Source organism: Dactylosporangium sp. NPDC051087, from assembly GCF_055586325.1.
In genome coordinates, this window is the sequence record NZ_JBVJIJ010000029.1 from 7,501 (window position 1) to 30,809 (window position 23,309).

19 protein-coding genes are annotated in these 23,309 nt (G+C 71.2%); 12 read left to right on the forward strand and 7 right to left on the reverse strand.

Annotated features, from left to right (window positions below; genetic code table 11):
* Nucleotides 1-243 precede the first annotated feature (243 nt).
* Genes hemL through ccsB form a run of 6 tightly spaced genes read left to right on the forward strand, consistent with a single transcriptional unit; the run spans nt 244 to nt 6,002 of the window.
* The gene (gene hemL / locus ACZ6TV_RS42245; protein ID WP_465304859.1) at nt 244-1,584 is read left to right on the forward strand and encodes a glutamate-1-semialdehyde 2,1-aminomutase; all 1,341 of its coding nucleotides are present in this window, start codon (nt 244-246) and stop codon (nt 1,582-1,584) included.
* Nucleotides 1,581-2,231 (forward strand): histidine phosphatase family protein, encoded by a 651-nt coding sequence (locus tag ACZ6TV_RS42250; protein ID WP_465304861.1) that lies wholly within the window; start codon nt 1,581-1,583, stop codon nt 2,229-2,231. Before hemL ends, ACZ6TV_RS42250 begins: the two co-directional genes overlap by 4 nt.
* Nucleotides 2,231-2,767: a TlpA family protein disulfide reductase gene (locus ACZ6TV_RS42255; protein ID WP_465304863.1), complete on the forward strand. Its 537-nt coding sequence runs from the start codon at nt 2,231-2,233 to the stop codon at nt 2,765-2,767. Before ACZ6TV_RS42250 ends, ACZ6TV_RS42255 begins: the two co-directional genes overlap by 1 nt.
* A 3-nt stretch (nt 2,768-2,770) precedes the next feature.
* Nucleotides 2,771-3,523 carry a cytochrome c biogenesis CcdA family protein gene (locus ACZ6TV_RS42260; protein WP_465304865.1) on the forward strand — a complete coding sequence of 251 codons (753 nt, stop codon included), beginning with the start codon at nt 2,771-2,773 and terminating at the stop codon, nt 3,521-3,523.
* Nucleotides 3,523-5,073, forward strand: a complete 1,551-nt coding sequence (gene resB, locus ACZ6TV_RS42265; protein WP_465304867.1) for a cytochrome c biogenesis protein ResB — start codon at nt 3,523-3,525, stop codon at nt 5,071-5,073. The genes ACZ6TV_RS42260 and resB overlap by 1 nt, the downstream gene beginning before the upstream one ends.
* On the forward strand, nt 5,073-6,002 hold the full coding sequence (gene ccsB, locus ACZ6TV_RS42270; RefSeq protein WP_465304869.1) for a c-type cytochrome biogenesis protein CcsB: 930 nt from the start codon (nt 5,073-5,075) through the stop codon (nt 6,000-6,002). The genes resB and ccsB overlap by 1 nt, the downstream gene beginning before the upstream one ends.
* 1,465 nt (nt 6,003-7,467) lie before the next feature.
* On the opposite strand, the gene mqnP is transcribed toward ccsB, so the two are convergent.
* Together mqnP and ACZ6TV_RS42280 are read right to left on the reverse strand one after the other, a co-directional pair.
* Nucleotides 7,468-8,370: a menaquinone biosynthesis prenyltransferase MqnP gene (mqnP, locus tag ACZ6TV_RS42275; protein WP_465304871.1), complete on the reverse strand. Its 903-nt coding sequence runs from the start codon at nt 8,368-8,370 to the stop codon at nt 7,468-7,470.
* The gene (locus tag ACZ6TV_RS42280) at nt 8,367-9,827 is read right to left on the reverse strand and encodes a menaquinone biosynthesis decarboxylase (protein ID WP_354785533.1); all 1,461 of its coding nucleotides are present in this window, start codon (nt 9,825-9,827) and stop codon (nt 8,367-8,369) included. Before ACZ6TV_RS42280 ends, mqnP begins: the two co-directional genes overlap by 4 nt.
* Before the next feature lie 91 nt (nt 9,828-9,918).
* Here ACZ6TV_RS42280 and ACZ6TV_RS42285 point away from each other — a divergent pair, with 91 nt between their 5' ends.
* Nucleotides 9,919-10,545 (forward strand): UbiX family flavin prenyltransferase, encoded by a 627-nt coding sequence (locus ACZ6TV_RS42285; protein WP_465305056.1) that lies wholly within the window; start codon nt 9,919-9,921, stop codon nt 10,543-10,545.
* On the opposite strand, the gene ACZ6TV_RS42290 is transcribed toward ACZ6TV_RS42285, so the two are convergent.
* On the reverse strand, nt 10,508-10,735 hold the full coding sequence (locus ACZ6TV_RS42290; RefSeq protein WP_033363294.1) for a BldC family transcriptional regulator: 228 nt from the start codon (nt 10,733-10,735) through the stop codon (nt 10,508-10,510). The two genes, ACZ6TV_RS42285 and ACZ6TV_RS42290, sit on opposite strands and share 38 nt — an antisense overlap.
* Before the next feature lie 187 nt (nt 10,736-10,922).
* Between ACZ6TV_RS42290 and ACZ6TV_RS42295 the strand changes: the two genes are divergently transcribed.
* Entirely contained in the window at nt 10,923-11,369 is a 447-nt protein-coding gene (locus ACZ6TV_RS42295) for an Lrp/AsnC family transcriptional regulator (protein WP_465304874.1), read from the forward strand.
* Here ACZ6TV_RS42295 and ACZ6TV_RS42300 read toward each other — a convergent pair.
* From ACZ6TV_RS42300 to ACZ6TV_RS42310, 3 genes are all read right to left on the reverse strand, one after another.
* Entirely contained in the window at nt 11,366-11,971 is a 606-nt protein-coding gene (locus ACZ6TV_RS42300) for a putative glycolipid-binding domain-containing protein (RefSeq protein ID WP_465304876.1), read from the reverse strand. The genes ACZ6TV_RS42295 and ACZ6TV_RS42300 overlap by 4 nt on opposite strands.
* 69 nt (nt 11,972-12,040) lie before the next feature.
* A complete protein-coding gene (locus ACZ6TV_RS42305) occupies nt 12,041-13,333 on the reverse strand; it encodes a DEAD/DEAH box helicase (RefSeq protein WP_465305058.1) in 1,293 nt (430 codons plus the stop codon).
* A gap of 113 nt (nt 13,334-13,446) precedes the next feature.
* Nucleotides 13,447-14,304, reverse strand: a complete 858-nt coding sequence (locus tag ACZ6TV_RS42310) for a hypothetical protein (protein ID WP_465304878.1) — start codon at nt 14,302-14,304, stop codon at nt 13,447-13,449.
* Here ACZ6TV_RS42310 and ACZ6TV_RS42315 point away from each other — a divergent pair.
* Entirely contained in the window at nt 14,303-15,463 is a 1,161-nt protein-coding gene (locus tag ACZ6TV_RS42315) for a hypothetical protein (protein ID WP_465304880.1), read from the forward strand. The two genes, ACZ6TV_RS42310 and ACZ6TV_RS42315, sit on opposite strands and share 2 nt — an antisense overlap.
* 2,708 nt (nt 15,464-18,171) lie before the next feature.
* On the opposite strand, the gene ACZ6TV_RS42320 is transcribed toward ACZ6TV_RS42315, so the two are convergent.
* Complete coding sequence (locus ACZ6TV_RS42320) at nt 18,172-19,650, reverse strand: C40 family peptidase (protein WP_465304882.1); 1,479 nt, start codon at nt 19,648-19,650, stop codon at nt 18,172-18,174.
* Nucleotides 19,651-19,994: 344 nt separating this feature from the next.
* Between ACZ6TV_RS42320 and mqnE the strand changes: the two genes are divergently transcribed.
* The 3 genes from mqnE to ACZ6TV_RS42335 are packed head-to-tail and all read left to right on the forward strand — an operon-like array spanning nt 19,995 to nt 23,289.
* Nucleotides 19,995-21,164, forward strand: a complete 1,170-nt coding sequence (gene mqnE / locus ACZ6TV_RS42325) for an aminofutalosine synthase MqnE (RefSeq protein ID WP_465304884.1) — start codon at nt 19,995-19,997, stop codon at nt 21,162-21,164.
* 9 nt (nt 21,165-21,173) lie between these two features.
* Complete coding sequence (locus ACZ6TV_RS42330; RefSeq protein ID WP_465304886.1) at nt 21,174-21,458, forward strand: DUF4229 domain-containing protein; 285 nt, start codon at nt 21,174-21,176, stop codon at nt 21,456-21,458.
* Between the two features lie 43 nt (nt 21,459-21,501).
* Entirely contained in the window at nt 21,502-23,289 is a 1,788-nt protein-coding gene (locus ACZ6TV_RS42335) for a M14 family zinc carboxypeptidase (protein ID WP_465304888.1), read from the forward strand.
* Nucleotides 23,290-23,309 lie beyond the last annotated feature (20 nt).

The window sequence follows — 23,309 nt, forward strand, 5'->3', positions numbered from 1 at the left end:
AAGTGCACACGTCCCACAGCGGAAGGGGGGGGAGGGGGGTTGCAGTTGTTTTCCCCCCCCCCCCCCCCACCCCTCCCCCCCCCCCCCCCCCTTCCCCCCCCCCCCCCCCCCCCACGGTCACGGAAAGGTCCGGTCGATCCACGCTGACAGCCTAACGTGGTTCAGCGCCCGCAGTGGCGTCGGGCACAGGCCGCCCGGGGCCGGTCGGCGTCGCCCTGGGCAGGCTGTCAGAATGGGCAGGCTGTGACAGGTATTGACTCCGCCGGCCTCGGCCCCTATGCGGGTGACGCTCCGGCTTCGCAGGCACTGTTCGACCGCGCTCAAGCCATCGTGCCGGGCGGGGTGAATTCACCTGTCCGGGCGTTCCGCGCGGTCGGTGGCACCCCCAGGTTCATGGTCGGTGGCGAGGGCTGCTGGCTCACCGACGCCGACGGGCGACGCTATGTCGATCTCGTCTGCTCGTGGGGGCCGCTGATCCTCGGCCACGCGCACCCCGAGGTGGTCGGCGCGATCACCGCGGCGGCGGCGCACGGCACCAGCTTCGGCACCCCGACACCGGGCGAGGTGGCACTCGGCGAGGAGATCGTCGCGCGCACCCCGGTCGAGCAGGTCCGCCTGGTCAACTCCGGCACCGAGGCCACGATGAGCGCGCTGCGGCTCGCCCGCGGCTTCACCGGCCGGTCCAAGGTGGTCAAGTTCGCCGGCTGCTACCACGGCCACGTCGACGCGCTGCTCGCCGCCGCCGGGTCCGGCGTGGCGACGCTCGCGCTGCCCGACTCGCCCGGCGTCACCGGCGCGGCGGCAGGGGACACCATCGTGCTGCCGTACAACGACGTCGCCGCGGTCGAAGCGGCCTTCGCCGCCGAGGGCCAGTCGATCGCCGCGGTCATCACCGAGGCCGCCTGCGGCAACATGGGCGTCGTCGCGCCCCGTGACGGGTTCAACGCGAAGCTCGCCGAGATCGCCCACCGGCACGGCGCGCTGCTCATCCTCGACGAGGTCATGACCGGCTTCCGGGTCAGCGGCGCCGGCTGGACCGGCCTCGAGCCCGTCGACGCCGACCTGTGGACCTTCGGCAAGGTCATGGGCGGTGGCCTGCCCGCCGCCGCGTTCGGCGGGCGCGCCACGATCATGGCGCAGCTCGCCCCGGCCGGCCCCGTCTATCAGGCGGGCACCCTGTCGGGCAATCCGCTGGCCTGCGCCGCCGGCCTCGCGACCCTGCGCCTCGCGACCCCCGAGGTCTACGCGCAGCTCGACGCGACGGCGGCCACGATCGGCAAGCTGTCCTCAGATGCGCTGGCGGCGGCGGGTGTACCGCACACGCTCGCCACCGCGGGCAGCATGTTCTCGATCTTCTTCACCGCGCAGCCGGTGCACAACTACGACGACGCCCGCACTCAGGACGTCGCCGCCTTCAAGGCCTTCTTCCACACGATGCTGTCCCGCGGCGTCTACCTGCCGCCGAGCGCCTACGAGTCGTGGTTCGTCTCCACCGCGATCGGCGCCGAGGCGCTGGACGTCATCTCAGCCGCACTCCCACACGCCGCGCGCGCCGCGGCCGCCGCCTCAGCGGGGCTCTCATGACGACCAAGACCATCGTGCACGTCCTCCGGCACGGCGAGGTGCACAACCCCGAGAAGGTCCTCTACGGCCGCCTCCCCGGGTATCGCCTCTCCGAGCTCGGCGTGCAGATGGCCAAGGCCGCCGCCCAGGCCGTCGCGGAGAAGGACATCACCTACGTGGTGGCCAGCCCGCTGGAGCGTGCCCAGCAGACCGCGTCGCCGATCGCCGAGCAGTTCGGGCTGCCGATCGCCGTCGACGAGCGGCTCATCGAGAGCGGCAACTTCTTCGAGGGCAAGCGGGTCGGCGCCGGCGACGGCGCGCTCCGCGACCCGCGCAACTGGTGGGTGCTCCGCGACCCGATGACCCCGTCCTGGGGCGAGCCCTACACGGCGATCGCCGCGCGCATGTTCGCCGCGCTGATGGCCGCCAGGGAGGCCGCCGAGGGCCACGAGGCGGTGTGCGTGTCGCACCAGCTGCCGATCTGGACGCTGCGGCGGCACGTCGAGCGCAAGCGCCTGTGGCACGACCCCCGCAAGCGCGAGTGCAACCTCGCCAGCTACACGAGCTTCCACTTCGAGGACACGAAGATCGTCGGAGTGGCGTACAGCGAACCGGCCGCGCACCTGGTCGCCATGTCGCCGACGGCGCGTGACGCGAAGGGCGCCTGATGTTCTACCGGGTTTTAGGGGCTTTCGTCGCTCTTGTCCTGCTGGCCGCCTGCGACAGCGCCACCCCGCAGAACGCCCTCGGCAGCCGCAAGATCTCCGTCTCGGACCGGGTCGCCGCGCCCGCGGTGCGCGGCGACTACATGGACGTCGCCGGCTCGTTCGACCTCGCCCAGCAAAAAGGCAAGGTCGTCGTCGTCAACTTCTGGGCGTCCTACTGCGCGCCATGCCGCACCGAGGCTCCGGAGCTGGAGAAGGTGTACGCCGCGACCCGCGACGCCGGGGTCCTCTTCGTCGGTGTCAACGTGCACGACCAGCGCGACCCCGCCAAGGCTTTCCTCGCCGACATCAAGCCGACGTACGGCAGCATCTTCGACCCCTCCGCGTCGATCGCGCAGGAGTTCGCGGTGCCGCCCAACTCGATCCCGGCGACCCTCGTCATCGACCGCGCCGGCCGGATCGCCGCCGTGATCCGTATGCAGGTCGACCAGAAGCTCCTTGAGCCGATCGTGCGCGAGCTGCTCGCCGAGCAGGCCTGACCGATGCTGCTCGCCGGCGTCTTTGACTTCACCACCAGCGGGCCGCTGGTCGGTGCGGTCGCGGTGGCCGTCCTCGCCGGGCTGGCCAGCTTCCTGTCGCCGTGCATCCTGCCGCTGGTGCCCGGCTACCTCTCCTACGTCACCGGCCTGGCCGGCGCCGACCTCGACTCCGGGCAGCGCCGCGGCCGGGTCATCGCCGGGATCTCGCTCTTCATCGCCGGGTTCACGGCCGTCTTCGTCACCCTCATCGTCCTGGCCACCAGCGCCGCGATGCAGCTCATGGTCCACCGCCGCACGATAGAGATCGTCGCGGGCGTGATCGTCATCGTCCTCGGTCTGGCCTTCATCGGGCTCGTACCAGGGCTGGAGCGGCAATGGCGGATCCAGAAGCTGCCGGCCGCCGGGCTCGTCGGCGCCCCGGTCTTCGGGGTCGTCTTCGCGCTGTCGTGGGCGCCGTGCACCGGCCCGACGCTCGCCGCGATGATCGCGCTCGGCTCCACCAGCGGCTCGCAGGCCCGGGCGGTGACCCTCGCCGTCGCGTACAGCCTCGGCATCGGCCTGCCGTTCCTCGCCGTGGGGCTGGGCTTCCAGCGGCTCATCGGCGTCATCAAGTTCATCCGGCGCAACAGCCGCTGGGTGACCCGCGTCGGTGGCGCGCTGCTCGTCCTCGTCGGCGTCGCGCTCATCACCGGCGTCTGGCACGACCTCATGATCGCCCTCACGGCCAACCTCGGGCCCGGATTGGTGCCGCTCTGATGATGCGCTGGATCATCTCCGTGTGCCGGCGCGCGTGGCGCCAGCTCACCTCGATGCGCACCGCGCTGGTGCTGCTGTTCCTGCTGGCCGTGGCCGCGATCCCGGGCTCGGTGCTGCCGCAGCGCAACGTGTCGCCGGAGCAGGTCCGCCAGTATCTGCGGGACAACGCCGAGTGGGGTCCGACGCTCGACCGGTTCTTCTTCTTCGACGTGTACGCGTCGCCGTGGTTCTCCGCGATCTACATCCTGCTGTTCGTCTCGCTCGTAGGTTGCCTGGTGCCCCGCTTCCGGGCGCACTTCGTGGCGATGCTGCGCAAGCCCCCGTCCGCTCCCGCGCGGTTCTCCCGGCTCCCGGCCTCCTCCGGCGACCTGCCCGCCGTGCCCGCTTCCTCCGTCGTCGCCGTGCTGCGCCGCCGCCGGTTCCGGACCGTTGTCCGGGAGGTCGGCGACGTCACCGAGATCAGCGCGGAGAAGGGGTACCTGAAGGAGACCGGCAACCTCGTCTTCCACTTCGCGCTGCTGTCGCTGCTCCTCGGCGTCGCCTACGGGTCGTGGTTCGGCTGGCACGGCAACCGGCTGCTCATCCAGGGGCAGGACTTCGCCTTCTGCAACACGCTGCTCAACTACGACGAGCACGCCCTCGGCGCCCAGGTCGGCGAGGGGGACCTGCCGCGCTTCTGCGTCCGGATGGACAAGTTCTCCGCGGCCTACCTCGACAACGGCCAGCCCGTCACCTACAAGGCCGATGTGACCGTCACGCAGAACGGCCGCTCCTCGAAGCACGTCCTGCAGGTCAACGACCCGGTGCGGCTCGACGGCGCCAACGTCTCCCTGCTCGGCCACGGCTACGCCCCGCGGCTGCGCTACACCGACAAGTACGGCAAAACACACGAGCAGGTCGCCGCCTTCCTACCCAAGGACGGCATGCTCACCAGCGACGGCGTCGCGACGTTCCCGGACGTGAACCTCAACCCCGACACCGGCACACGCGACGAAAAGGCGCAGATCGGCTTCTCCGGCGTCTACCTGCCCACGCTGCCGTCGGACCCGTCCGTTGCCTCGTCGGCCTTCCCGGCGGAGAACGACCCGCGCCTGATGCTGCAGGCGTACCAGGGTGTCCTCGGCTTCGACGCCGGCGCGCCCCTTTCCGTGTACACGCTCGACCAGCGCCAGATCGACGCCAAGCGCCTCAACAAGTTCGGCGACCCGATCATGCTCAAGCCCGGCGACAAAGGCACCCTCCCTGACGGCACGACCGTCGAGTTCGTCGGCACCGAGCAGTGGATCAGCATCTCGATCCGGCACGACCCCGGCTCGCCGATCGTCCTGGTCGGCGCCGCCGCGCTGCTGATCGGCCTGCTCGGCTCGCTCACCGGCAAGCGCCGCCGGGTTTTCTTCCGCATCACCCCGACCGGCATGTCGGCCGGCGGCCTGCCCCGCGGCGACTACCCCGGCTTCGCGGAGGAGTTCGCCGCGATCGTCGCCGCGGTGGCCCCTGCCGTGAGCGTGCCCGACCAGGTGGCGCAGACTGACGTCAAGGAGGTCGTTTGATGGGTGGATTGTCGAATCAGCTGCTGGTCGTCACGATCTTCAGCTATGTCCTGGCCATGCTGGCGTATGCCGTCGAATACGCCTTCGGCGCGCGAAGCGTGGTCGGCCAGCGGGTCCTGGTCGGCGCCGGCGGCCCTGACACGGTATCGGACATTTCGGACACAGCCTTTCCTGCCGCTCGCCGGGCAGGCCTCGCCGCTGTCGGCCTGACCGTCCTGGGTTACCTGGCCCACCTCGGCGCCCTCGTCACCCGCGGCATCGCCGCCGAACGGGCCCCCTGGGGCAACATGTACGAGTTCGTCATGACCGCCACCCTGGTCGGCGTCTCGGCATGGCTGGTCGTCCTGGCGAAATGGCGCAACCTGCGCCACCTCGGCCTCTTCGTCACCCTGGTCGCCTCGATTCTGCTCGCGATCGCCGGCATGACGCTGTACGTGCCGGTCGGCCCCCTCGTCCCGGCCCTGCAGTCCTACTGGCTGGTCATCCACGTCGGCGCTGCGTCGATCGCCTCCGGCATCTTCCTCGTCGGCTTCGTCGCCGCCGCCATGCACCTGATCCGCCTCGGCCACGACCAGGGCAAGCGCAACTTCCCCTACAGCCTCGGCGAACGCATCCCCCAGGCCGGCGTCCTGGAGCGCGTCACCTTCCGCGTCCACGCCTTCGCTTTCCCCATCTGGACCTTCGGCGTCATCGCCGGCGCCATCTGGGCCGAAGCCGCGTGGGGCCGATACTGGAACTGGGACCCCAAAGAGGTCTGGTCGTTCATCGCCTGGGTCGTCTACGCCTGCTACCTGCACGCCCGCTCGACCCCGAGCGTCAGCCGCCGCATCACCTCCTGGATCGCCGTCCTCGGCTGGGTCACCATGCTGGTCAACCTCTTCGGCGTCAACCTCGTGGCCAGCGGCCTTCACTCGTACGCCGGCGTCTGACCACTTCACCCGAACCCCGGCGCCCACTCCTTGCGGGCCGCCGGGGTTCGCTGTATCTGCCGGTCCGAGCGGAAGCAGCGCAGGGTGGCCCAGGGGCGTGAGCGAGTCTGGCCGCGTCGAGGAGCTTTGTCGACCGGCGGCGAACACCTTGGCCGTCTCCTGCCCGCGCTGCCTGACGATCCCCGCGACGGGGTGACCGGCAAGAACCCATCCTGCGCCGCATCCAGCCGAAGCCTTGGATACGCAGCCTGTTGCCCCTCGGTCCGTCGGGGTGGCGGCTGCGCAGGTTGGCCAGGAGCTGGAACGCGCCAGCCAGGATGGCCTGGCTGTCAGAGGTGCATCGCCCCGACATGGTTTCTGTGCGCGACTTCGGCGACCGCGGGTCAGCGGCGCCCCGGTGCTGCGCACTTGGGCCTGAGCACCGACATGCGCGCCGAGCCCGCCGTGGCCGAGGCCTTGAGATGGGCCGCGCCGCATCTGACCGTGGCATGGCGGCCTGGCAGGTCGGCCCCTAGTCCCTCAGGTCTGGAGCCAGTCCAGTCGGGCAGCCCGTCGGCGTGGCAAGGGGCTGGCCCGGCGGTTGGTCTACCCGGCAGTTTGATCGGCCGCGGCAGTTGGTCGGCCGCGGCAGGTCGGTCTGGCGGCCGGGCGGTAGTTGGCTGGTCTGGCAGCCAGCCGGCAGTTGGTTGGTCTACCAGCCGGTTGGTCTGGCTGTCCGGCGGCCCAGCGCCCCGGCGGCCGTTTGGTCCAGCGGCTGTCTGGTCCGGCGGCCGTCTGGTCCAGCGGCCGTCTGATCCGGCAGCAGGTCGGCCTGGCCGTCCCTCGGCCCGGCAGCAGCAGGGTCGGCGCGTCGGCCCGCCAGCCCAGCTACCAGTTCGGCCGGCAGCCGTCGCCCCGCAGCTGGTCGGTTCAGCAGTTCGTTGGCCCGGCAGTCACGTGGCGCTCGCGAAGGCGGGGCTCACCCTGCCCGAGCTGCGGCGGCGGTCCGGCGGCAGTCTGGCGCCGGCGATCAATCGACAGTTCGTTGCGGTCGGTCCGGCGGTCCGGTTGAAGCGGAGGCGGCGCAGGGGCGGAGCTGGGCAGGCTTGTTCGGGCGGCAGCGACTGGAGTTGGCTGGGGCGGCAGGTCGTCAGGGTCGGAGGTCGCGCAGGAACGCGGCTCCCGCGGAAGGAACCGGAGCACCCACGCCGGCCAAGCGGCGACGGCCGACCGGCATTGCCCAACTGGTTCGTCTGAGGTGGTGGGTTGTCGCAGGTGCGGCCAGAGCGCGACGGCGGGCGGCATTGCGAGGCCGGTCCGTCTGAGGTGGTGGGTCGAGGCTGCCCAGGTACGGCCCAAGCGGCGACAGCCGACCGGCATGACCCGGCCGGTTCGTCTTACGTGGTGGGTTGAGGCCGCCCAGGTACGGCCAAGCGGCGACAGCCGACCGGCGTTGCCCGGCTGGTGCGTCTGAGGTGGTGGGTTGTCAGGGCCGGAGGCCGCCCAGGATGGTCAGGTCGAGAAGGGCGAAGACGAACAAGGCGATCCCCACAAACCCGTTCGCCGTGAAGAAGGCCCGATTGACCCGGGACAGGTCGGTGGGGCGGACGATGGCGTGCTCGTAGATGAAGGCGGCGGCGGTGGTGGCGAGGCCGATCCACCAGAGCCAGCCGAGGTCGACGAGCTGGCCGAACCACACGAACAGCGCGAACGTCACGACGTGGGCGGCGGTGGAGAGGTGGAGGGCGAAGGGGATGCCGAAGCGGGAGGGGACCGAGTGGACGCCGATCTCGCGGTCGACGGTGGCGTCCTGGCAGGCGTAGATGAGGTCGAAGCCGCCGATCCACAGGCCGACCGCGGCGCCGAGGACCCAGGCGGGGCCGGAGCCGTGCAGGTCACCCGTGACGGCGAGCCAGGCACCGACCGGGCCGACCATCTGGGCGAGGCCGAGCAGGGCGTGGGGCCAGTTGGTGAAGCGTTTGCCATACGGATAGAGGATCAGCGGCACGACGGCGAGCGGGGCGAGGGCCAGGCAGAGCCAGTTGAGCAGGGCGGCGGCGCCGAGGAACACGACCAGGGCGACGGCGGCGCCGGTCCACGCGGTGCGGACGCTGACGGCGCCGGTGACGAGCTCGCGCTGGGAGGTGCGTGGGTTGCGGGCGTCGATGTGGCGGTCGATGATCCGGTTGGCGGCCATGGCGAAGGTGCGGGCGCCGACCATGGCGATCGTCACCAGGAGCAGGTCGATCCAGTTGACCCGGCCACCGTGGATGGTCATGGCGGTCAGCGCCGACAGGTAGGCGAACGGGAGCGCGAACACCGAGTGCTCGATCGCGACGAGCCGCAGGAATGCCTTGACCCGGCTCGGAGGTGCCTCAGCGAGCGTCACTTGAACCCATACTCTCTCCAGCGCTTGTCGACCCGCGCCACGACCTCGGGGGACATGATCATCTCTTCCGGCCAGCCGCGATGGTAGCCCTCTGAGGGGCCCTTGCGGGTCGCGTCGAGGCCGGCCTTGCCACCCCAGAACTGCTGATAGGACGAGTGGTCGAGGTGGTCGACCGGGCCCTCGGTGATCAGCAGGTCGTGCTTGTAGTCGACGTTGCCGAAGGCGCGGAACGCGACCTCCGCATAGTCGTGCACGTCGCAGTCCTCGTCGACGACCACGATGAGCTTCGACAGGGACAGCAGATGGGCGCCCCAGATGGCGCTCATGACCTTCTGTGCGTGCTTCGGATAGCGCTTGCGGATGGACACGATCACGCAGTTGTGGAAGACGCCGGCGGCGGGCAGGTCGTAGTCCACGATGTCGGGGATCATGATCTTCAGCAGGGGCAGGAAGATGCGCTCGGTCGCCTTGCCGAGGCCGAGGTCCTCCTGCGGCGGCTTCGACGTGATGATCGAGTGGTAGATCGGCTGCTTGCGGGTCGTCATGCACTCGATGTGCAGCACCGGGAAGTCCTCGACGGGCGTGTAGAACCCGGTGTGGTCGCCGAACGGGCCCTCGGGCAGGCGCTCGCCGGGCTCCAGATAGCCCTCGAGCACGATCTGCGCATTGGCCGGCACCTGCAGCGGCACGGTCAGGCAGTCGACCATCTCGACCCGCTCGCCGCGCAGGAACCCCGCGAACAGGTATTCGTCGATGTCGGACGGCAGCGGGGCGCTCGCCGAATAGGAGACGACCGGGTCGGCGCCGATGGCGATCGCCACCGGCAGGCGCTGACCGAGCCGCTCGGCCACCGCGTGGTGCGCGGTGGAGTCCTTGTGGATCTGCCAGTGCATGCCGAGCGTGTTGTGGCTGTGCTGCTGCAGGCGATAGAGCCCGAGATTGCGCTTGCCGGTCTCTGGGTGCTTGGTGTGGGTGAGGCCGAAGTTGTGGTAGATCCCGCCGTCGTCGGGCCAGATCTGCAGGCCCGGGAGCCGGTTGAGGTCGACCTGGTCGCCCTTGTAGACAACCTCCTGGCACGGGGCGGTCTTCACGTGCTTCGGGGGCACGGCCTTGAGCTGGAGCAGCTTGCCGATGCCGTCGCGGATGCCGGCCCAGCCGACCGGAAGCTCCGGCTTGACCAGCGCCCCGATGCGCTCGCCGACCTCGTCGAGGTGGGAGACGCCGAGCGCCATCGCCATGCGCCGCTCGGTGCCGAACAGGTTGATCGCGACCGGCATGTCGCCGCGCGTCGGCTTGTCGAACACCAGCGCCGGCCCGCCGGCCCGGACGGTGCGCGTGACGACCTCGCTGATCTCCAGGTGCGGGTCGACCGGCGCGGTCACGCGATGCAGCTCACCCGCCCGCTGGAGGGCGGCAAGGAACTCGTTGAGGTCTGCATATGGAAAGCCGCGTGCCATGTACCCATCCTGCCAACCCGGTATGACACTTTCCCGCGCGGGCCGGTCAGATGAGGCACAGCTCAAAGAACGTGGCAGAGTTGACCGCGTGGTGGATCAGCGCAGGCCCTGGGTCGTCGGAGTTTCCGGGGCGTCGGGCACGCCGTATGCGGCCGCGGTGATCCGGGCACTGTTCGACGCGGGCGAGGCCGTCGACCTCGTGGTGTCACGCGCCGCCCGGCTGACGATCCTCGACGAGACCGGTGTTGCCTTCCGTGACGCGCACTGGAAGGATGACCTGGCCACGTGGCTGGGAACGGAAATCAACGACGTCGTCTACTGGCCGGCCGGTGATCTCGCCGCTGGGCCGAGCAGCGGCTCGTACCAGGTCAAGGGCATGATCATCGTGCCGGCGAGCACTGCGGCGTGCGCGGGCATCGCGATCGGGCTCTCCAAGGACCTGCTGCAGCGGGCGGCCGAAGTCAACCTCAAGGAGCGGCGACCGGTGGTCGTCGTCCCGCGGGAGACCCCGGTGACCCGCAGCCACCTGGAGCACCTCATCGCCCTGCTCGACGCCGGCGCCGTGGTCCTCCCCGCCAGCCCCGGCTTCTACTCGGCCGGAGCGGCGGCCACGGCCGCCCAACTCGTCGACTTCATCGCCGGCAAAGTCCTCGACGCTGCCGGCGTGTCTCACACCTTGTTCACTCGTTGGTCGGGTGAACTCGGCCATTCCCGTTAGAGGTGTCGTCGAGCGCGTCGTCCCCTTCGAGCAACGCCCGCACCTCGGATTCCCGGAACCGCCGGTGTCCTCCCGGGGTTCGGATGCTGCTGATCCGGCCGGCCGCCGCCCAGCGTGTCACCGTTTTAGGATCCACACGAAACAAGGCAGCGACCTCGCCGGGCGTCAGCAGACGATCTCCCGTCTCCACGGCCCCTCCTTAACCCATGGGTGGCTCGATCGGGCCCGCGCACCCCCATGCGGCAAGCTGAAAGCACGAGTCATCCTGGGATGTACGCCCATTACAGCACCGCTAGCGTGCCGTGTCCGGGAAACGAGGAAATCGCACGTGTTGGGTAATTAGCTGTGCTAAAACGCTGACCATTAGGCTGGACGGGATGGATGCGATCGATCGACAACTCATCGACCTGCTTCGAGACAACGCCCGTCTTCCATATGCGGAGCTGGCCCGGAAGGTCGGCCTGTCGGCGCCGGCCGTGCATGAACGCGTCGGCAAGCTCGAGTCGTCGGGCGTCATCCAGGGCTACCGGGCCGAGGTCCACCCGGAGGCCGTGGGGCTGCCGCTGACCGCTGTCATCGGCATCGTGCACGACAGCAGCGGCGACACCGACGACATCCTCGAGGCGCTGCGCGGGCACCAGGAGATCGAGTCCTGCTACTTCATGGCGGGCGAGGAATCGTTTCTGTGCAAGGCGCGCGTGAAGACGATCGGCGACCTGGAACGGCTCATCATCGACCTCAACCGCGTCAAAGGCGTCGCCCGCACCCGCACCGCGATCGCCCTCTCCACGAAATGGGAGGGCCGGCCTCAGGCCGCGAGCTAAGCCAGCGTCGCCAGCCCCTCATATTCCACGACGTAGCCATCGGCGTTGAGCTCCAGCTCCGCCGTGAAACCCTCCGACGAATAGCGCACCCGCCGGCCGGGGAGCACCTCATACACCTGCTGGAGGGGCAGAACCGCGAGGCTCGGCAGGAGAATCCAAGCCGCCTCGATCGTCGACGTGGTGCCGGGCTCGGCCCGGTGCAGGCCCAGCCGGCGGATCGGCAACGTGTTGGTCAGCGGGGAGTTGTAGAGATCGACGTCGAGGACCTGATGAAGGCGGTCAGGGTCCTCGATGCCGGAGAACGGCGCCGTCGGCAGCACCCGCTCCAGGTCGCCCTGCTCGCCGGTGGTGACCCGCCATCGCCCGGCGGCGCGCTCCATCCGCAGCGTCCGTCGCCAGCCGGCTCCCTCGGCCGTCACCTCCAGCCGCGTGCTGGCCCAGCTCTCGTCGGTGTGCAGGTCATAGCGGCAGGAATAGAGAGCACTGTCGGCAGCGAAGGCCACACCCTTCGCATAGAGGCCCCGGCGGTCGTCGAGGGTGACGAACTCACCGCCGGTCGTGTCGGTCCGCTGCCAAGCAAACGCCCGAGGAAGCACCGTCATGCATCGACGCTATCCGACCGGTACGACAAAAAGGCGGTCCGCGCCGTTCGCGGACCGCCCTGTCGTCACCTAACGCCGTGGACGACGATCATGTTCGTGACTCGGCCGCCGCGCCGGACGGCCGCCGTGCGAAGGAGCACTGCGCTGGATTCGCACCGGCACGCCGCTCGGCTGCCGGGCGCCCGTGACCTCGGCCAACGCCGGATCGCCGGCCCGCACCCGCAGCTCGGTCGGGGTGACCCCGGCCTTCGCGAGCAGCGCCGCCGCCCGCCGACGCTGCCGCGGCAGCACCAGCGTCACGACCGTGCCTGCAGCCCCGGCCCGCGCGGTGCGACCGGCGCGGTGCAGGTAGTCCTTCTGGTCCCGCGGGAGATCGACATGCACGACCAGCGACACATCGTCGATGTGAATCCCACGGGCGGCGACGTCGGTCGCCACGAGCACGTCACACGTGCCCTCTTTGAACTCGGCCAGCGTGCGCGTGCGCACCCGCTGCGTCTTGCCGCCGTGCAGGGCGCCTGCCCGCACGCCGACGGCCGCGAACTGGTCGACCAGCTCGTCGACGGCCATCTGCGTCTTCACGAACAGGATCGTGCGGCCCTTGCGGGCGGCGATCGACGCGGCGATGGCGAACTTGTCATTCGGCGGGACCAGCAGCACGTGGTGGTCCATGGAGCCGACCGAGGCCGTCGGAGGCTCGATCGAGTGCGTCACCGGGTCGACGAGGAAGCGCCGGACCAGCGTGTCGACATCCTTGTCGAGGGTCGCGGAGAAGAGCAGGCGCTGGCCGGTGGCCGGGGTCTGCTGCAGGATCTCCGTGACCTCCGGGAGGAAGCCCATGTCGGCCATCTGGTCGGCCTCGTCGAGCACGGTGATCTCCACCGAGTCGAGCCGGCAGACGCCGCGCTTGATCAGGTCACCGAGGCGGCCGGGCGTCGCGACGAGCACGTCGACCCCCCGCTCGAGCGACCAGATCTGCCGGTCATACGGCACACCGCCGACGGCGGTCTTGCAGAACAGGCCGAGCGTCTTCGCAAGCGGCGTCAACGCGTCGTTGACCTGCATCGCGAGCTCGCGCGTCGGCACGAGGATCAGCGCCTTCGGCGAATGCGGACGGGACCGCCCGCTGGCCGCCAGCCGGGCGAGCAACGGCAGGCCGAAGGCGAGCGTCTTGCCCGAGCCGGTGCGCCCCCTGCCCAGCACGTCACGGCCCGCGAGCACGTCAGGGACGGTCGCGGCCTGGATGGGGAACGGATCGGTGATGCCCTGGTTGGCAAGCGCACGCACCAACTTGTTGGGCAGTCCTAGGCCAGCGAAACCGGGCCCGGCCTCGGGCTCGTCGGTGGCTTCGGCTTCGAAAATGGAGGGAAACGAACTGGGGTCAGCGAGCAGCAAGGAGCTGGGACCTTCCGATTGGAGACCCTTCAGCTTATCCGATCTCGCCCGCCGACCCCGCGTCGAGGTGTCGCGGTTCACTATTTCTGCGGTACGCCGCTGAACATGTCATCGATGAACGACTTCGAGAACGTGACCGCGAGATAGCCGCCCACCAGCAGCACCACCACGATGATCGCGATGATGATCATGACTTTCAGGTTGCTGGACCCGGCCGGCTCATCGTCGTCCTCGTCCTCTTCCTGCGTACCTTGGCTCAAAATGTGCCCGGTCAGTGAGCCGGAGTTCTCCATAGGGCTGCTGCCGCCGTCGGCCGAGGTCGTTGTCACCGGGGTGACACCTTGCCCGCCATAGACTGTGCCCGCAGAGCCGCGATGGTTCCGTGCCCATTTTCCGTAGCTGTCGGCCGCGGGCGAAGGGCCCGCGTCACTCACCACCTGGGTCTCGTCGGCCGCAGGCGGGGGGATCGCGGGCGGCTGCTGGTGCGCCGGGGGAGCCGGGTTGGCCGGGGCTCCGCTCGACGGGTAGACCGTGCCCGGCGTCCTGTCGTTCTGCGCCCGGTCGTCGCGCTCCGGGCCGGCACCTGACGGCTCCTGGGCTCCCCAGCCGCTCTGGTGCAGCGGGGGCACCCCGGGCCGGTCGGTCGGCAGGGAGTAGGCCTGCTGCTGGCCCTCACCGGGCGGTGGCGCCCAGCCAGGTGCCGCCGGCGCCTCTCCGGCGGGCGCCGGGGGTGCGGCCCAGCTCGGCGCGAACGGCGCCGAGACCGAATCGCCCGCCGGCGGGGGCGGCGTCCAGCCCTGCGCGGCCTGCCCACCAGGCGCCCAGCTCGGGGGCGAGGAGACCGGCGGCGTCGACTCCGAAGGGCTCGCCGACGGGATCGAGAAGGCAGGCGGCGTCGACACGGGCGGCAATGCGTCCGACGGTGTCGAGGACGGCATGGTGTACGACCCATGCCCGCCCCCCTGCGGCGGCGCGAAAGCCGGCCCACCCGAGACGGGCGGCATCGACTCGGACGGTGATGCGGACGGCATGGTGTACGCCGGCGGCGCCGAAGCGGGCGGCGCGAAAGCCGGCGCCCCCGAGACCGGCGGCATCGACTCGGACGGCGATGCGGACGGCATGGTGTACGCCGGCGGCGCCGAAGCGGGCGGCGCGAAAGCCGGCCCACCCGTGACGGGCGGCATCGACTCGGACGGCGATGCGGACGGCATGGTGAATGCCGGCGGCGCCGAAGCGGGCGGCGTGAAGGCCGGCGCCCCCGAGACCGGCGGCATCGAGTCCGACGGCGACGCGGACGGCATGGTGAACGCGGGCGGCGCGGAAGCCGGCGGCCCCGAGACCGGCGGCATCGACTCCGACGGCGACGCGGACGGCATGGTGAACGCCGGCGGCGCCGAAGCGGGCGGCGCGAACGAGCCCGCCCCGGACACAGGTGCTCCGGACGTCGGTGGCCCGAACGCGGGCGGCGCAGATGCCGGCGGTGCCGACTCCGGCGGCGCGAACGCAGGACCACTCGCTGACGGCGGCGCGAACGCGGGACCGCCTGCGGACGGCGGCGCGAACGGCGGCGGCGCGAACGCGGCCGCGCCAGAAACGGGTGCTCCGGACGTCGGCGGCCCAAATGCGGGCGGGGCAGATGCCGGCGGTGCGAACGCGGGCGGCGCCGAGGCAGGCGGCGCTGACGCCGGTGGGTCGAAAGCGGGGCTGCCCGCAGACGGTGGCGCGAACGGCGGCGGTGCGTACGCGGGCGCGCCAGAGGCAGGTGCTCCGGAGGCCGGCGGTGCGAACGCGGGCGGCGCTGACGCCGGGGGAGCCGATGCCGGAGGTGCGAACGCCGGGCCGCCGGACGCGGGTGCTCCGGAGGTCGGCGGTGCGAACGCCGGTGGCGCCGAGGCCGGGGGTGCGAACGCCGGGCCACCGGAGGCGGGAGGGGCCGAAGCCGGCGCCGGTGACCAGGACGGCGCAGGTGGGTTCGAGGGCTGGTCGCCCGTGTTGCCCACCTGCTGCCACGGCTGCGGGGCGGCAGGTGACTGCGGTGCGGCGGGCGGGGGAGCCCAGCCCTGGCCGGGTGCGGCTGCCCAGCTCTGCTCACCCTGAGGGGCGGCGGGCGGCTGCTGCCAACCGGGCTGCGCCGGTGCCGGAGGTGCGGCCCAGCCCTGCTGCGCTGGCGGCGCCGACGCGGGTGGTGCGTTCCAACCCTGGGCGGGCGGCGCTGAGGCCGGGGGTGCGTTCCAGCCTTGCGCGGGTGGCGTCGACACCGGAGGAGCCGTCCAACCCTGCGCGCCCGCGGGCGGCGCTGAGGCCGGAGGTGGGGCCCAGCCCGGTGCGGGCGGGGTCGACGCCGGCTGGCCGGACGGTGCCGCCCAGCCCTGCTGACCCGGCGCACCTTGCGCGGGCGGTGCGGCCCAGCCCTGCTGACCCGGAGCGCCCGGAGCGCCCGGAGCGCCCGGAGCGCCCTGCGCGGGCGGTGCGGGCGGTGCGGCCCAACCCTGCTGGCCTGGCTGGCTCGGGGTTCCGTACACACCGGGCTGCGGCGTGCCGTACTGGCCAGGAGCCGGCTGACCCGGAGCGCCGTGCTGACCCGGAGGGCCGTACTGGCCCGGCTGGCCCGGCGCAGGGTGCTGACCCGCCGGGCCGTGCTGCGGCGGGGTGCCGTACTGGCCCGGCTGAGGGGTGCCGTACGGGGCCGGGGGCTGGTAGGCGGGTGGTTGCTGGACGGGGGTGCCGTACAGGCCGGGCGCCGGGTTCTGCTGGGCCGGGGGTGCCTGCCACTGCTGCGGCGCCGCGGGAGGCTGGGGCGCGACAGGAGGCTGCGGCGCCGCGGGAGGCTGCGCCCACGACGGACCGGCGGGGGCAGCAGCAGCGGCGGCCTGGCCGGAGTCGGCGGTGCCCCACGGATGCTGGGAGGACGGCGTCGTGTACGGCGCCGGCGACTGGAACGGCGCAGGCGGCTGCGGACCCGGCGGCGGCCCCGGGAACGGCCCCGGCCCGGGCTGACCAGGACCCGGGAGCGGCTGCGGACCCGGCGGCGGGCCTGGGAACGGGCCCGGCTCGGGCTGCGGGCCAGGACCCGGGAACGGTTGAGGTGCCGGCTCCGGTTCAGGCACCGGCGTGGGAGTGGGTGCCGGCGGGAACGGCGTCGGGATCGGCTCGGGCTCAGGTGCCGGCGGGAACGGGGTCGGCTCCGGCGTGGGCACCGGCTCCGGGCTCGGGAACGGCGAAGGCTCCGGGCCCGGGATCGGCTCGACCGGCGGCGCGGGCTCCTCCTCGCCGTCGCCGGCCGCAACCGCACCGGAAACGCCGGAGGCGGAGCTGCCAGAGGCGGCCATGGTGTGCGGAAGGGCCATGGAGGTGCGGTAGACGGTGGGAGTAGCGGTGGCGCGGGCGGCCTGCTCGGCCTCCTCGGCGCTCACCGAGTGGATGCCGGGCACCGAGGCGCTCGCCCGGGCGGCCACCACAGCGGCAGCGAACGCCCCGGCCATCGGCAGCACAACCGGCTCCGCGGCCGGCGAAGAAGAAACCGGAGACGAGGACGCGGGTGCCATCAACGGCTCGGCCGGCACGTCGACGACCGGACGGTCGATCGGCGCCAGGACAGGGTCAGCAACAGGCGCGGCCTCAGCGGCCGGAGGCACCGGAGCGGCTTCAGCGGCCGGTACGGCAGGAGGAGCGACCTCTGCGGGCGGGCGCTGCACCGCGAACGGGTGCACCACCTGCGGCTCGGCGGCAGGCGCGGGCTCCGGATCGGCAGGCGCGCTCCACGGCCGGGCGAACGCGTCCCACGAGGACTCCGGCAGCTGCCTGGGCGCCCGCGCCCGGCTCGGCAGCGGCGGCAACGGCTCCTCGGCGGCAGGCGCCGGCGGAGCGGGAGGGTCGATGGACGCGGCAGGAGCGCCGAACCCCGAGACCGGCACCGGCGCGAACGGCGGCGCCGCCACGTCGGAGGGCACCGGCTCCGAGGGGTGGATCTCCGAGTCCGGTGGGGGGCCATACGTCGAGGAGACGGAGTCGGCGCCCGGCAGCTGGAACGCCGGTGGCTCGCCGGAGAGTGCGGCGGCGATGACGTCGGCCTCCGGCTCGGCGCGGCGGCGCGGCCCGTCGGGACCCGCCGGCTGGTCGGGCGCCTCGCTCAGCCCGCTCGTGCCGGCGGAGGCGGGACTCACCCCTGAATCCACCCCGGTGGAGGCGGGCGTCACCCCGGCCTCAACCCCGGAAGGCTCGTCGGGTGCCTCGGAGAGCCCCGAGGATGCGCCGGACGACCCGGCCGAGTCGGTGGAGCTGAACGCCGCGACCATCGCCGCGACCTCCGGGTCGTCCTCTTCGTCCTCGGCGTCCGCGAAGGGGTCGCCGCCGGGCCAGAGGGCGCCGTCGACCGGGGTGGGCGGGAGCTCGTACGCCGCGTCGGGGACGACCTCCTCCTGGATGTCCGCAGGCAGCTCGGCACCGACCGGCGGTGGTGGCGGCAGCGGCGGCAGGTCGCCGCCGTCGAGTGCGTCCGGCTCGGCGGCCGCACCGGTCGTCTGCGGCTGCGCGCCGGGCGGGAACCCGAACGGGGAGTGGGTCCGCACCCCCTCGTCGCGTGCGCCGTCCCGTGTCTCCCGCTCGTCCATTGCAGCCCTCCATGACCGTGCCCTGCCCGGGCGTCATTGCGCTCCCGGCGCGCCCCCTCCGCCAGTCACGGGTCCACGGTGCCACATCGAGTCACGGAACGCTGGACCGGACTGCGTCGGGTTTTGGATCACCGGCTCCAATAGAGCGGGGCGGTCGTCCGGAAACGAACGACCGCCCCAACGAAACCCGAGGCCTCAGTTGCCTGAGGCTGACGCTGTGCTCTGTGCCGATGTACTGGCACCCGCGGTCGACGGCTTGACGGCCGACTTCGACGGTGCGGCGGCCGTGGTGGCCGGCGCGCTCGGCGCCTTCGACGTCTGCTGCTCCGAAGGCTCCGGGTTGGCCGGCGGCGTCGAGACGGGGGGCGTGGAGGCCGGCGGCGTCGAAGGCGGCGGCGTCGTCTCGGTCGGCGTCGGTGACGCCGAGCCTGAGGATGACGGCGAGGCCGAGGACGACGGCGAGGCCGAGGACGACGAGGACGGCGACGTGGTGGTCGACGGAGACGACGAGCTGGGCGTCGCCGTGGTGGTCGAGTTAGGGGCCGGCACCGCCGGGAAGATCCGCGTGGCGCCGAAGAACCGCGACCACTTGACCTGCGCGGTCTTCACCTTCTCGCCCGTCGTCGGCGCGTGCAGCATCTTGCCGCCGCCGATGTAGATGCCCATGTGGTAGATCGAGCGCCAGTCGCCGGAGTCGCTGGCGAAGAAGACCAGGTCGCCGGGGAGCAGCTGGTCGCCGAGCTGGACCTTGGTCGCCCGGATCGCCGGGGTGCCGTGGTACATGTCGTTGGCGACCCGCGGCACGCGGACCCCGACCTGCCCGTACGCCCAATACGCCAGGCCCGAGCAGTCGAACGTGTTCGGGCCTTCGTCGCCCCACACGTACCAGCTGCCGATCTTGCCCATGGCGTAGTTCAGCGCCTGGAGCGCCTTCGGGTTTGCCACCATCCCCTCGACCGGGACGTTGGCGACGGTGCCGAGGCTCTGCTCGGCGGCGGCGTCCGCGGCGGCGATGGCCAGGACGGCTGCCTCGTTGTCCTTCTTGACCTTCTGGTACTCGGCGTCCTTGACCTGGAACTGGGCGTCGAGCGGCGAGAACACGCCCTGCGCCTTGAGGTAGGTGGACTGCGCCAGCTCGTACTGCTGCTTGGCGGCGGCCTCTTCCTGCTCGGCGCGCAGCAGGTCACGGGCGTCCTGCTGGCTGCCCGGCTGCTGACCGATGCCCGGCGCGAGCAGCCCGAACTGGTGCAGGTCGTGCGCGTAGCCGTCGAGCGGGCCGAGACCCGTCGCGCGCTTGTACGCCTCCGCGGCGGCCGAGTCGGCCCGGCTGCGCAGCTCCGCGACCAGGGCGGTGGCGACGCGCAGCTTGTCCTGGGCGTCGGTCGCGGCGGTCTGCGACATCTCCAGGTCGAGCTGCGCCTGCAGGCGTTTCTGCCCGAGTGTGCTGACGTCGATCTCGAGCTTGGCGAGCTGGGTGGCGAGCGGGCCGCGCAGCGAGGTGTTGGTCCCGCCGACGGTCGTGGGCGCGGACGTGCCGCCGGCGCCGGGCATCTGGAGCGTGCCGGAGGCGATCGGCCGGGAGCCGGTGTCGGGGATCGCGCCGCCCGGATCCGCATACGCCGGGCGCGGGATGAGGGAGCACAGCAGCGTGCAGACGATCGTGGCGACGAACATCGACCCACGCCGGTGGCGCCCCCTCTGCTTGGGGATCATCGCCGCGACCTGCGCGGATGCCTCAGCTTCGGCGGGCGGGACCCAGCTGTCGCCGGGATAACTCGCCGCCCTCAACACAAGCCCGTCCATGCCACCGTCCCCAGTCGGTCCGCCCCGCCAATGGTCGATCAGGATCGATCGATCAGTCGGTCTGCCGCCCGACCGTGTTTCTGCCCACTTTTGTTTACCTCACCGAAGCAATCAGCGTCGAGAGCTGATCAATGTCAGCTTCGTCCCGGCGAGATGAATCCCGCACTAACGCGGGGCCCTCTTCGGTCGGGTCCGGCCCGACGTACGCTGGCCCCGTGGATGCAGGTGTGAAGCGTGAACTCGAAGCCAAGGTCATCGCCGGCGAGCGGTTGAGCAGGGAAGACGGCGTCGCGCTGTACGAGAGCGACGATCTTGTCTGGCTGGGCAGGCTGGCCCACCACAAGCGCACCGAGCTCAACGGTGACCGGGTCATGTTCAACGTCAACCGGCACCTGAATCTCACCAATGTCTGTTCCGCAAGCTGCGCATATTGCTCTTTCCAGCGCAAGCCGGGCGAAAAGGACGCGTACACGATGCGCATCCACGAGGCGGTCGCCAAGGCCAAGGAGATGGAGGACGAGCAGCTCACCGAGCTGCACATCGTCAACGGCCTGCACCCGACCCTGCCGTGGAAGTACTACCCGAAGGTCCTGCGCGAGCTGAAGGGCGCGCTGCCCAACGTCAAGCTCAAGGCGTTCACCGCCACCGAGATCCAGTGGTTCGAGAAGATCAGCGGGCTGCCCGCCGACGAGATCTTCGACGAGCTCATCGACGCCGGCCTCGAGTCGCTCACCGGTGGCGGCGCGGAGATCTTCGACTGGGAGGTCCGCCAGCACATCGTCGACCACGCCTGCCACTGGGAGGACTGGTCGCGGATCCACCGCCTCGCCCACAGCAAGGGCCTGCGGACGCCCTCCACGATGCTGTATGGGCACATCGAGGAGCCCAAGCACCGCGTCGACCACGTCATGCGGCTGCGCGAGCTGCAGGACGAGACGGGCGGCTTCACCGTCTTCATCCCGCTGCGCTACCAGCACGACTTCGTCGACTCGGCCGACGGCAAGATCCGCAACAAGCTGCAGGCCCGCACGAAGATGGCCTCGCCCGCGGAGTCGCTCAAGACCTTCGCCGTGTCGCGGCTGATGTTCGACAACGTGCCGCACGTGAAGTGCTTCTGGGTCATGCACGGCCTGTCCGTCGCCCAGCTCTCGCTCAACTTCGGCGTCGACGACCTCGACGGCTCGGTCGTCGAGTACAAGATCACCCACGACGCCGACAGCTACGGCACGCCCAACACGATGCACCGCGAGGACCTGCTGCACCTGATCTGGGACGCGGGCTTCCAGCCCGTCGAGCGCAACACCCGGTATGAGGTCGTCCGGGAGTACGAGAAGCCGACGCCGCTGGCCGCGCGCCGGGCGGAGCCGCAGCAGGTCTGGGCGTAAAACGGCATCATGTCCGCACTGCTGAAGTACACCCTTGCCCGGCTCGGGCTCTTCGTCCTGGCGGCCGGCGCGATGTTCGCCGTGCCGCTCGACATCAGCGTGCTGCTCAAGCTGATGATCGCCGTGGTGGTCTCCGCCGCGCTCGCCTTCTTCCTGTTGAAAGGGCTCCGCGAGGAGGCCTCCGTGCAGGCGGTCGGCGCCGCCGCGCGCCGCACCGAAAAGCGCGAACGACTGCGCGCCGCGCTCAACGGGGATGATGATGGGGGTGAAAGCACCACCAAAGCGGACCAATAGCGCTTAAACCTTGGTTGGTGCAGACCACCCAGGGAGGCGCACGATGGGCCGCAGGCTGTCCGTTTCGCTCACGCTCGCCGGTGTGGGGCTGCTGCTGCTCGTGGGGGTCAACCCCGCCGGCGCGGCGCCCGCCGAGCGGTCCGGCAGATATGTCGTCGACGGCGTGCGGACCGTGCAGGACCGCAACCAGGTCGCCCGCAGCGGCGCCGCCATCGACACGGTCGATCACGGCCGGGCCGAGATCACCGCGCTGCCCTCCGAGGTCCGCAAGCTGCGCGGCCAGGGGTACCGGGTCCAGCCGGTGCTGACCGAGGACTTCCCGGTCGCCGACTCCGGCTACCACAACTACGCGGAGATGGTCGCCGAGCTGGACAAGGCTGTCGCGGACCATCCGAAGATCGCGAGCAAGAGCAGCATCGGCAAGTCGTACCAGGGCCGCGACATGCCATTGATCAAGATCTCCGACAACGTCGCGGTCGACGAGGACGAGCCTGAGGTGCTCTACGGCGCCCACCAGCACGCCCGCGAGCACTTGACCGTCGAGATGGCGCTGTACCTGGTGAAGCTGTACACCGACGGCTACGGCAAGGATCCCCGCATCACGAAACTGGTCGACAGCCGCGAGCTGTGGATCGTGCCCGACCTCAACCCGGACGGCGGCGAATACGACATCGCCACCGGCAGCTACCGCAGCTGGCGCAAGAACCGCCAGCCCAACGCCGGGTCCACCAGCATCGGCACCGACCTCAACCGCAACTGGAGCTTCAAGTTCGCCTGCTGCGGCGGCTCGTCGGGCAACCCGTCGTCGGAGACCTACCACGGCGACTCGGCCTTCTCCGCGCCGGAGACCCAGCACCTGCGCGACTTCGTGCTCAGCCGGCGCATCGGCGGGGTCCAGCAGATCAAGGCGAGCATCGACTTCCACACGTTCTCGGAGCTGATCCTCTGGCCGTACGGGTACACCGGCACCGACACGGCGGCCGGGCTCAACGCCGACCAGGAGTCCGCGTTCCGGACCCTCGGCACCACGATGGCGAAGTCCAACGGCTACACGCCTGAGCAGTCCAGCGACCTGTACATCACCGACGGCTCGATCATCGACTGGCTGTGGGCGACGCAGGGCGTCTTCGCCTACACCTTCGAGATGTACCCCGGGCCCAACTCCGGCGCCGGGTTCTACCCGCCGGCGAGTGTGATCTCCGCGCAGACGGCCCGCAACAAGGAGGCCAGCCTGCAGCTCGCGGAGTACGCCGACTGCGTCTACCGGATCATCGGCAAGCAGGCCCAGTACTGCGGCGCCGACACCGTCTGGTCCGACGACTTCGAGAGCGCGAGCGGCTGGACCGCCGCCAACGGCACCGCGACCAGCGGCCTGTGGGAGCGCGGCAAGCCGGAGGCGACCACGCAGAACGGCCTGAAGCAGCTCGGCGCCGCCGTCAGCGGCGACAACGACCTGGTGACCGGGCGCAAGGCGGGCATCTCGGCGGGCAGCTACGACGTCGACGGCGGCACCACCGGGATGCGGTCGCCGTCCGTCGCGCTGCCGGCCAAGGGCCCGCTGAAGCTGAGCTGGTCCTGGTACTTCGCGCACGCCGCGAACGCGTCCGCCGCCGACAGTTTCAAGGTCAGCGTGCTGCAGAACGGCTCGAAAACCGCGATCTTCACCAAGGCCGGCGCCGCGGTCGACCGCGACGCCGTCTGGGATTCCGCGAGCGCCGACCTGACGCCCTATGCCGGCAAGACGATCCAACTGCTGATCGAGGCGACCGACGCGGCCGGCGCGAGCCTGATCGAGGCCGCCGTGGACGACGTGTCGATCAAGCGAGGTTAGCGAAGGCGCGAGCCCGAGCG

Excerpts from the sequence above, each read along its gene's own strand:
- ACZ6TV_RS42250 (WP_465304861.1), top strand. The coding sequence starts at position 1,581 with ATGACGACCAAGACCATCGTGCACGTCCTCCGGCACGGCGAGGTGCAC.
- ACZ6TV_RS42255 (WP_465304863.1), top strand. The coding sequence starts at position 2,231 with ATGTTCTACCGGGTTTTAGGGGCTTTCGTCGCTCTTGTCCTGCTGGCC.
- ACZ6TV_RS42260 (WP_465304865.1), top strand. The coding sequence starts at position 2,771 with ATGCTGCTCGCCGGCGTCTTTGACTTCACCACCAGCGGGCCGCTGGTC.
- resB (WP_465304867.1), top strand. The coding sequence starts at position 3,523 with ATGATGCGCTGGATCATCTCCGTGTGCCGGCGCGCGTGGCGCCAGCTC.
- ccsB (WP_465304869.1), top strand. The coding sequence starts at position 5,073 with ATGGGTGGATTGTCGAATCAGCTGCTGGTCGTCACGATCTTCAGCTAT.
- ACZ6TV_RS42280 (WP_354785533.1), bottom strand. The coding sequence starts at position 9,827 with ATGGCACGCGGCTTTCCATATGCAGACCTCAACGAGTTCCTTGCCGCC.
- ACZ6TV_RS42295 (WP_465304874.1), top strand. The coding sequence starts at position 10,923 with ATGGATGCGATCGATCGACAACTCATCGACCTGCTTCGAGACAACGCC.
- ACZ6TV_RS42300 (WP_465304876.1), bottom strand. The coding sequence starts at position 11,971 with ATGACGGTGCTTCCTCGGGCGTTTGCTTGGCAGCGGACCGACACGACC.
- ACZ6TV_RS42315 (WP_465304880.1), top strand. The coding sequence starts at position 14,303 with ATGGTGTACGACCCATGCCCGCCCCCCTGCGGCGGCGCGAAAGCCGGC.
- ACZ6TV_RS42310 (WP_465304878.1), bottom strand. The coding sequence starts at position 14,304 with ATGCCGTCCTCGACACCGTCGGACGCATTGCCGCCCGTGTCGACGCCG.
- ACZ6TV_RS42320 (WP_465304882.1), bottom strand. The coding sequence starts at position 19,650 with ATGTTCGTCGCCACGATCGTCTGCACGCTGCTGTGCTCCCTCATCCCG.
- ACZ6TV_RS42330 (WP_465304886.1), top strand. The coding sequence starts at position 21,174 with ATGTCCGCACTGCTGAAGTACACCCTTGCCCGGCTCGGGCTCTTCGTC.
- ACZ6TV_RS42335 (WP_465304888.1), top strand. The coding sequence starts at position 21,502 with ATGGGCCGCAGGCTGTCCGTTTCGCTCACGCTCGCCGGTGTGGGGCTG.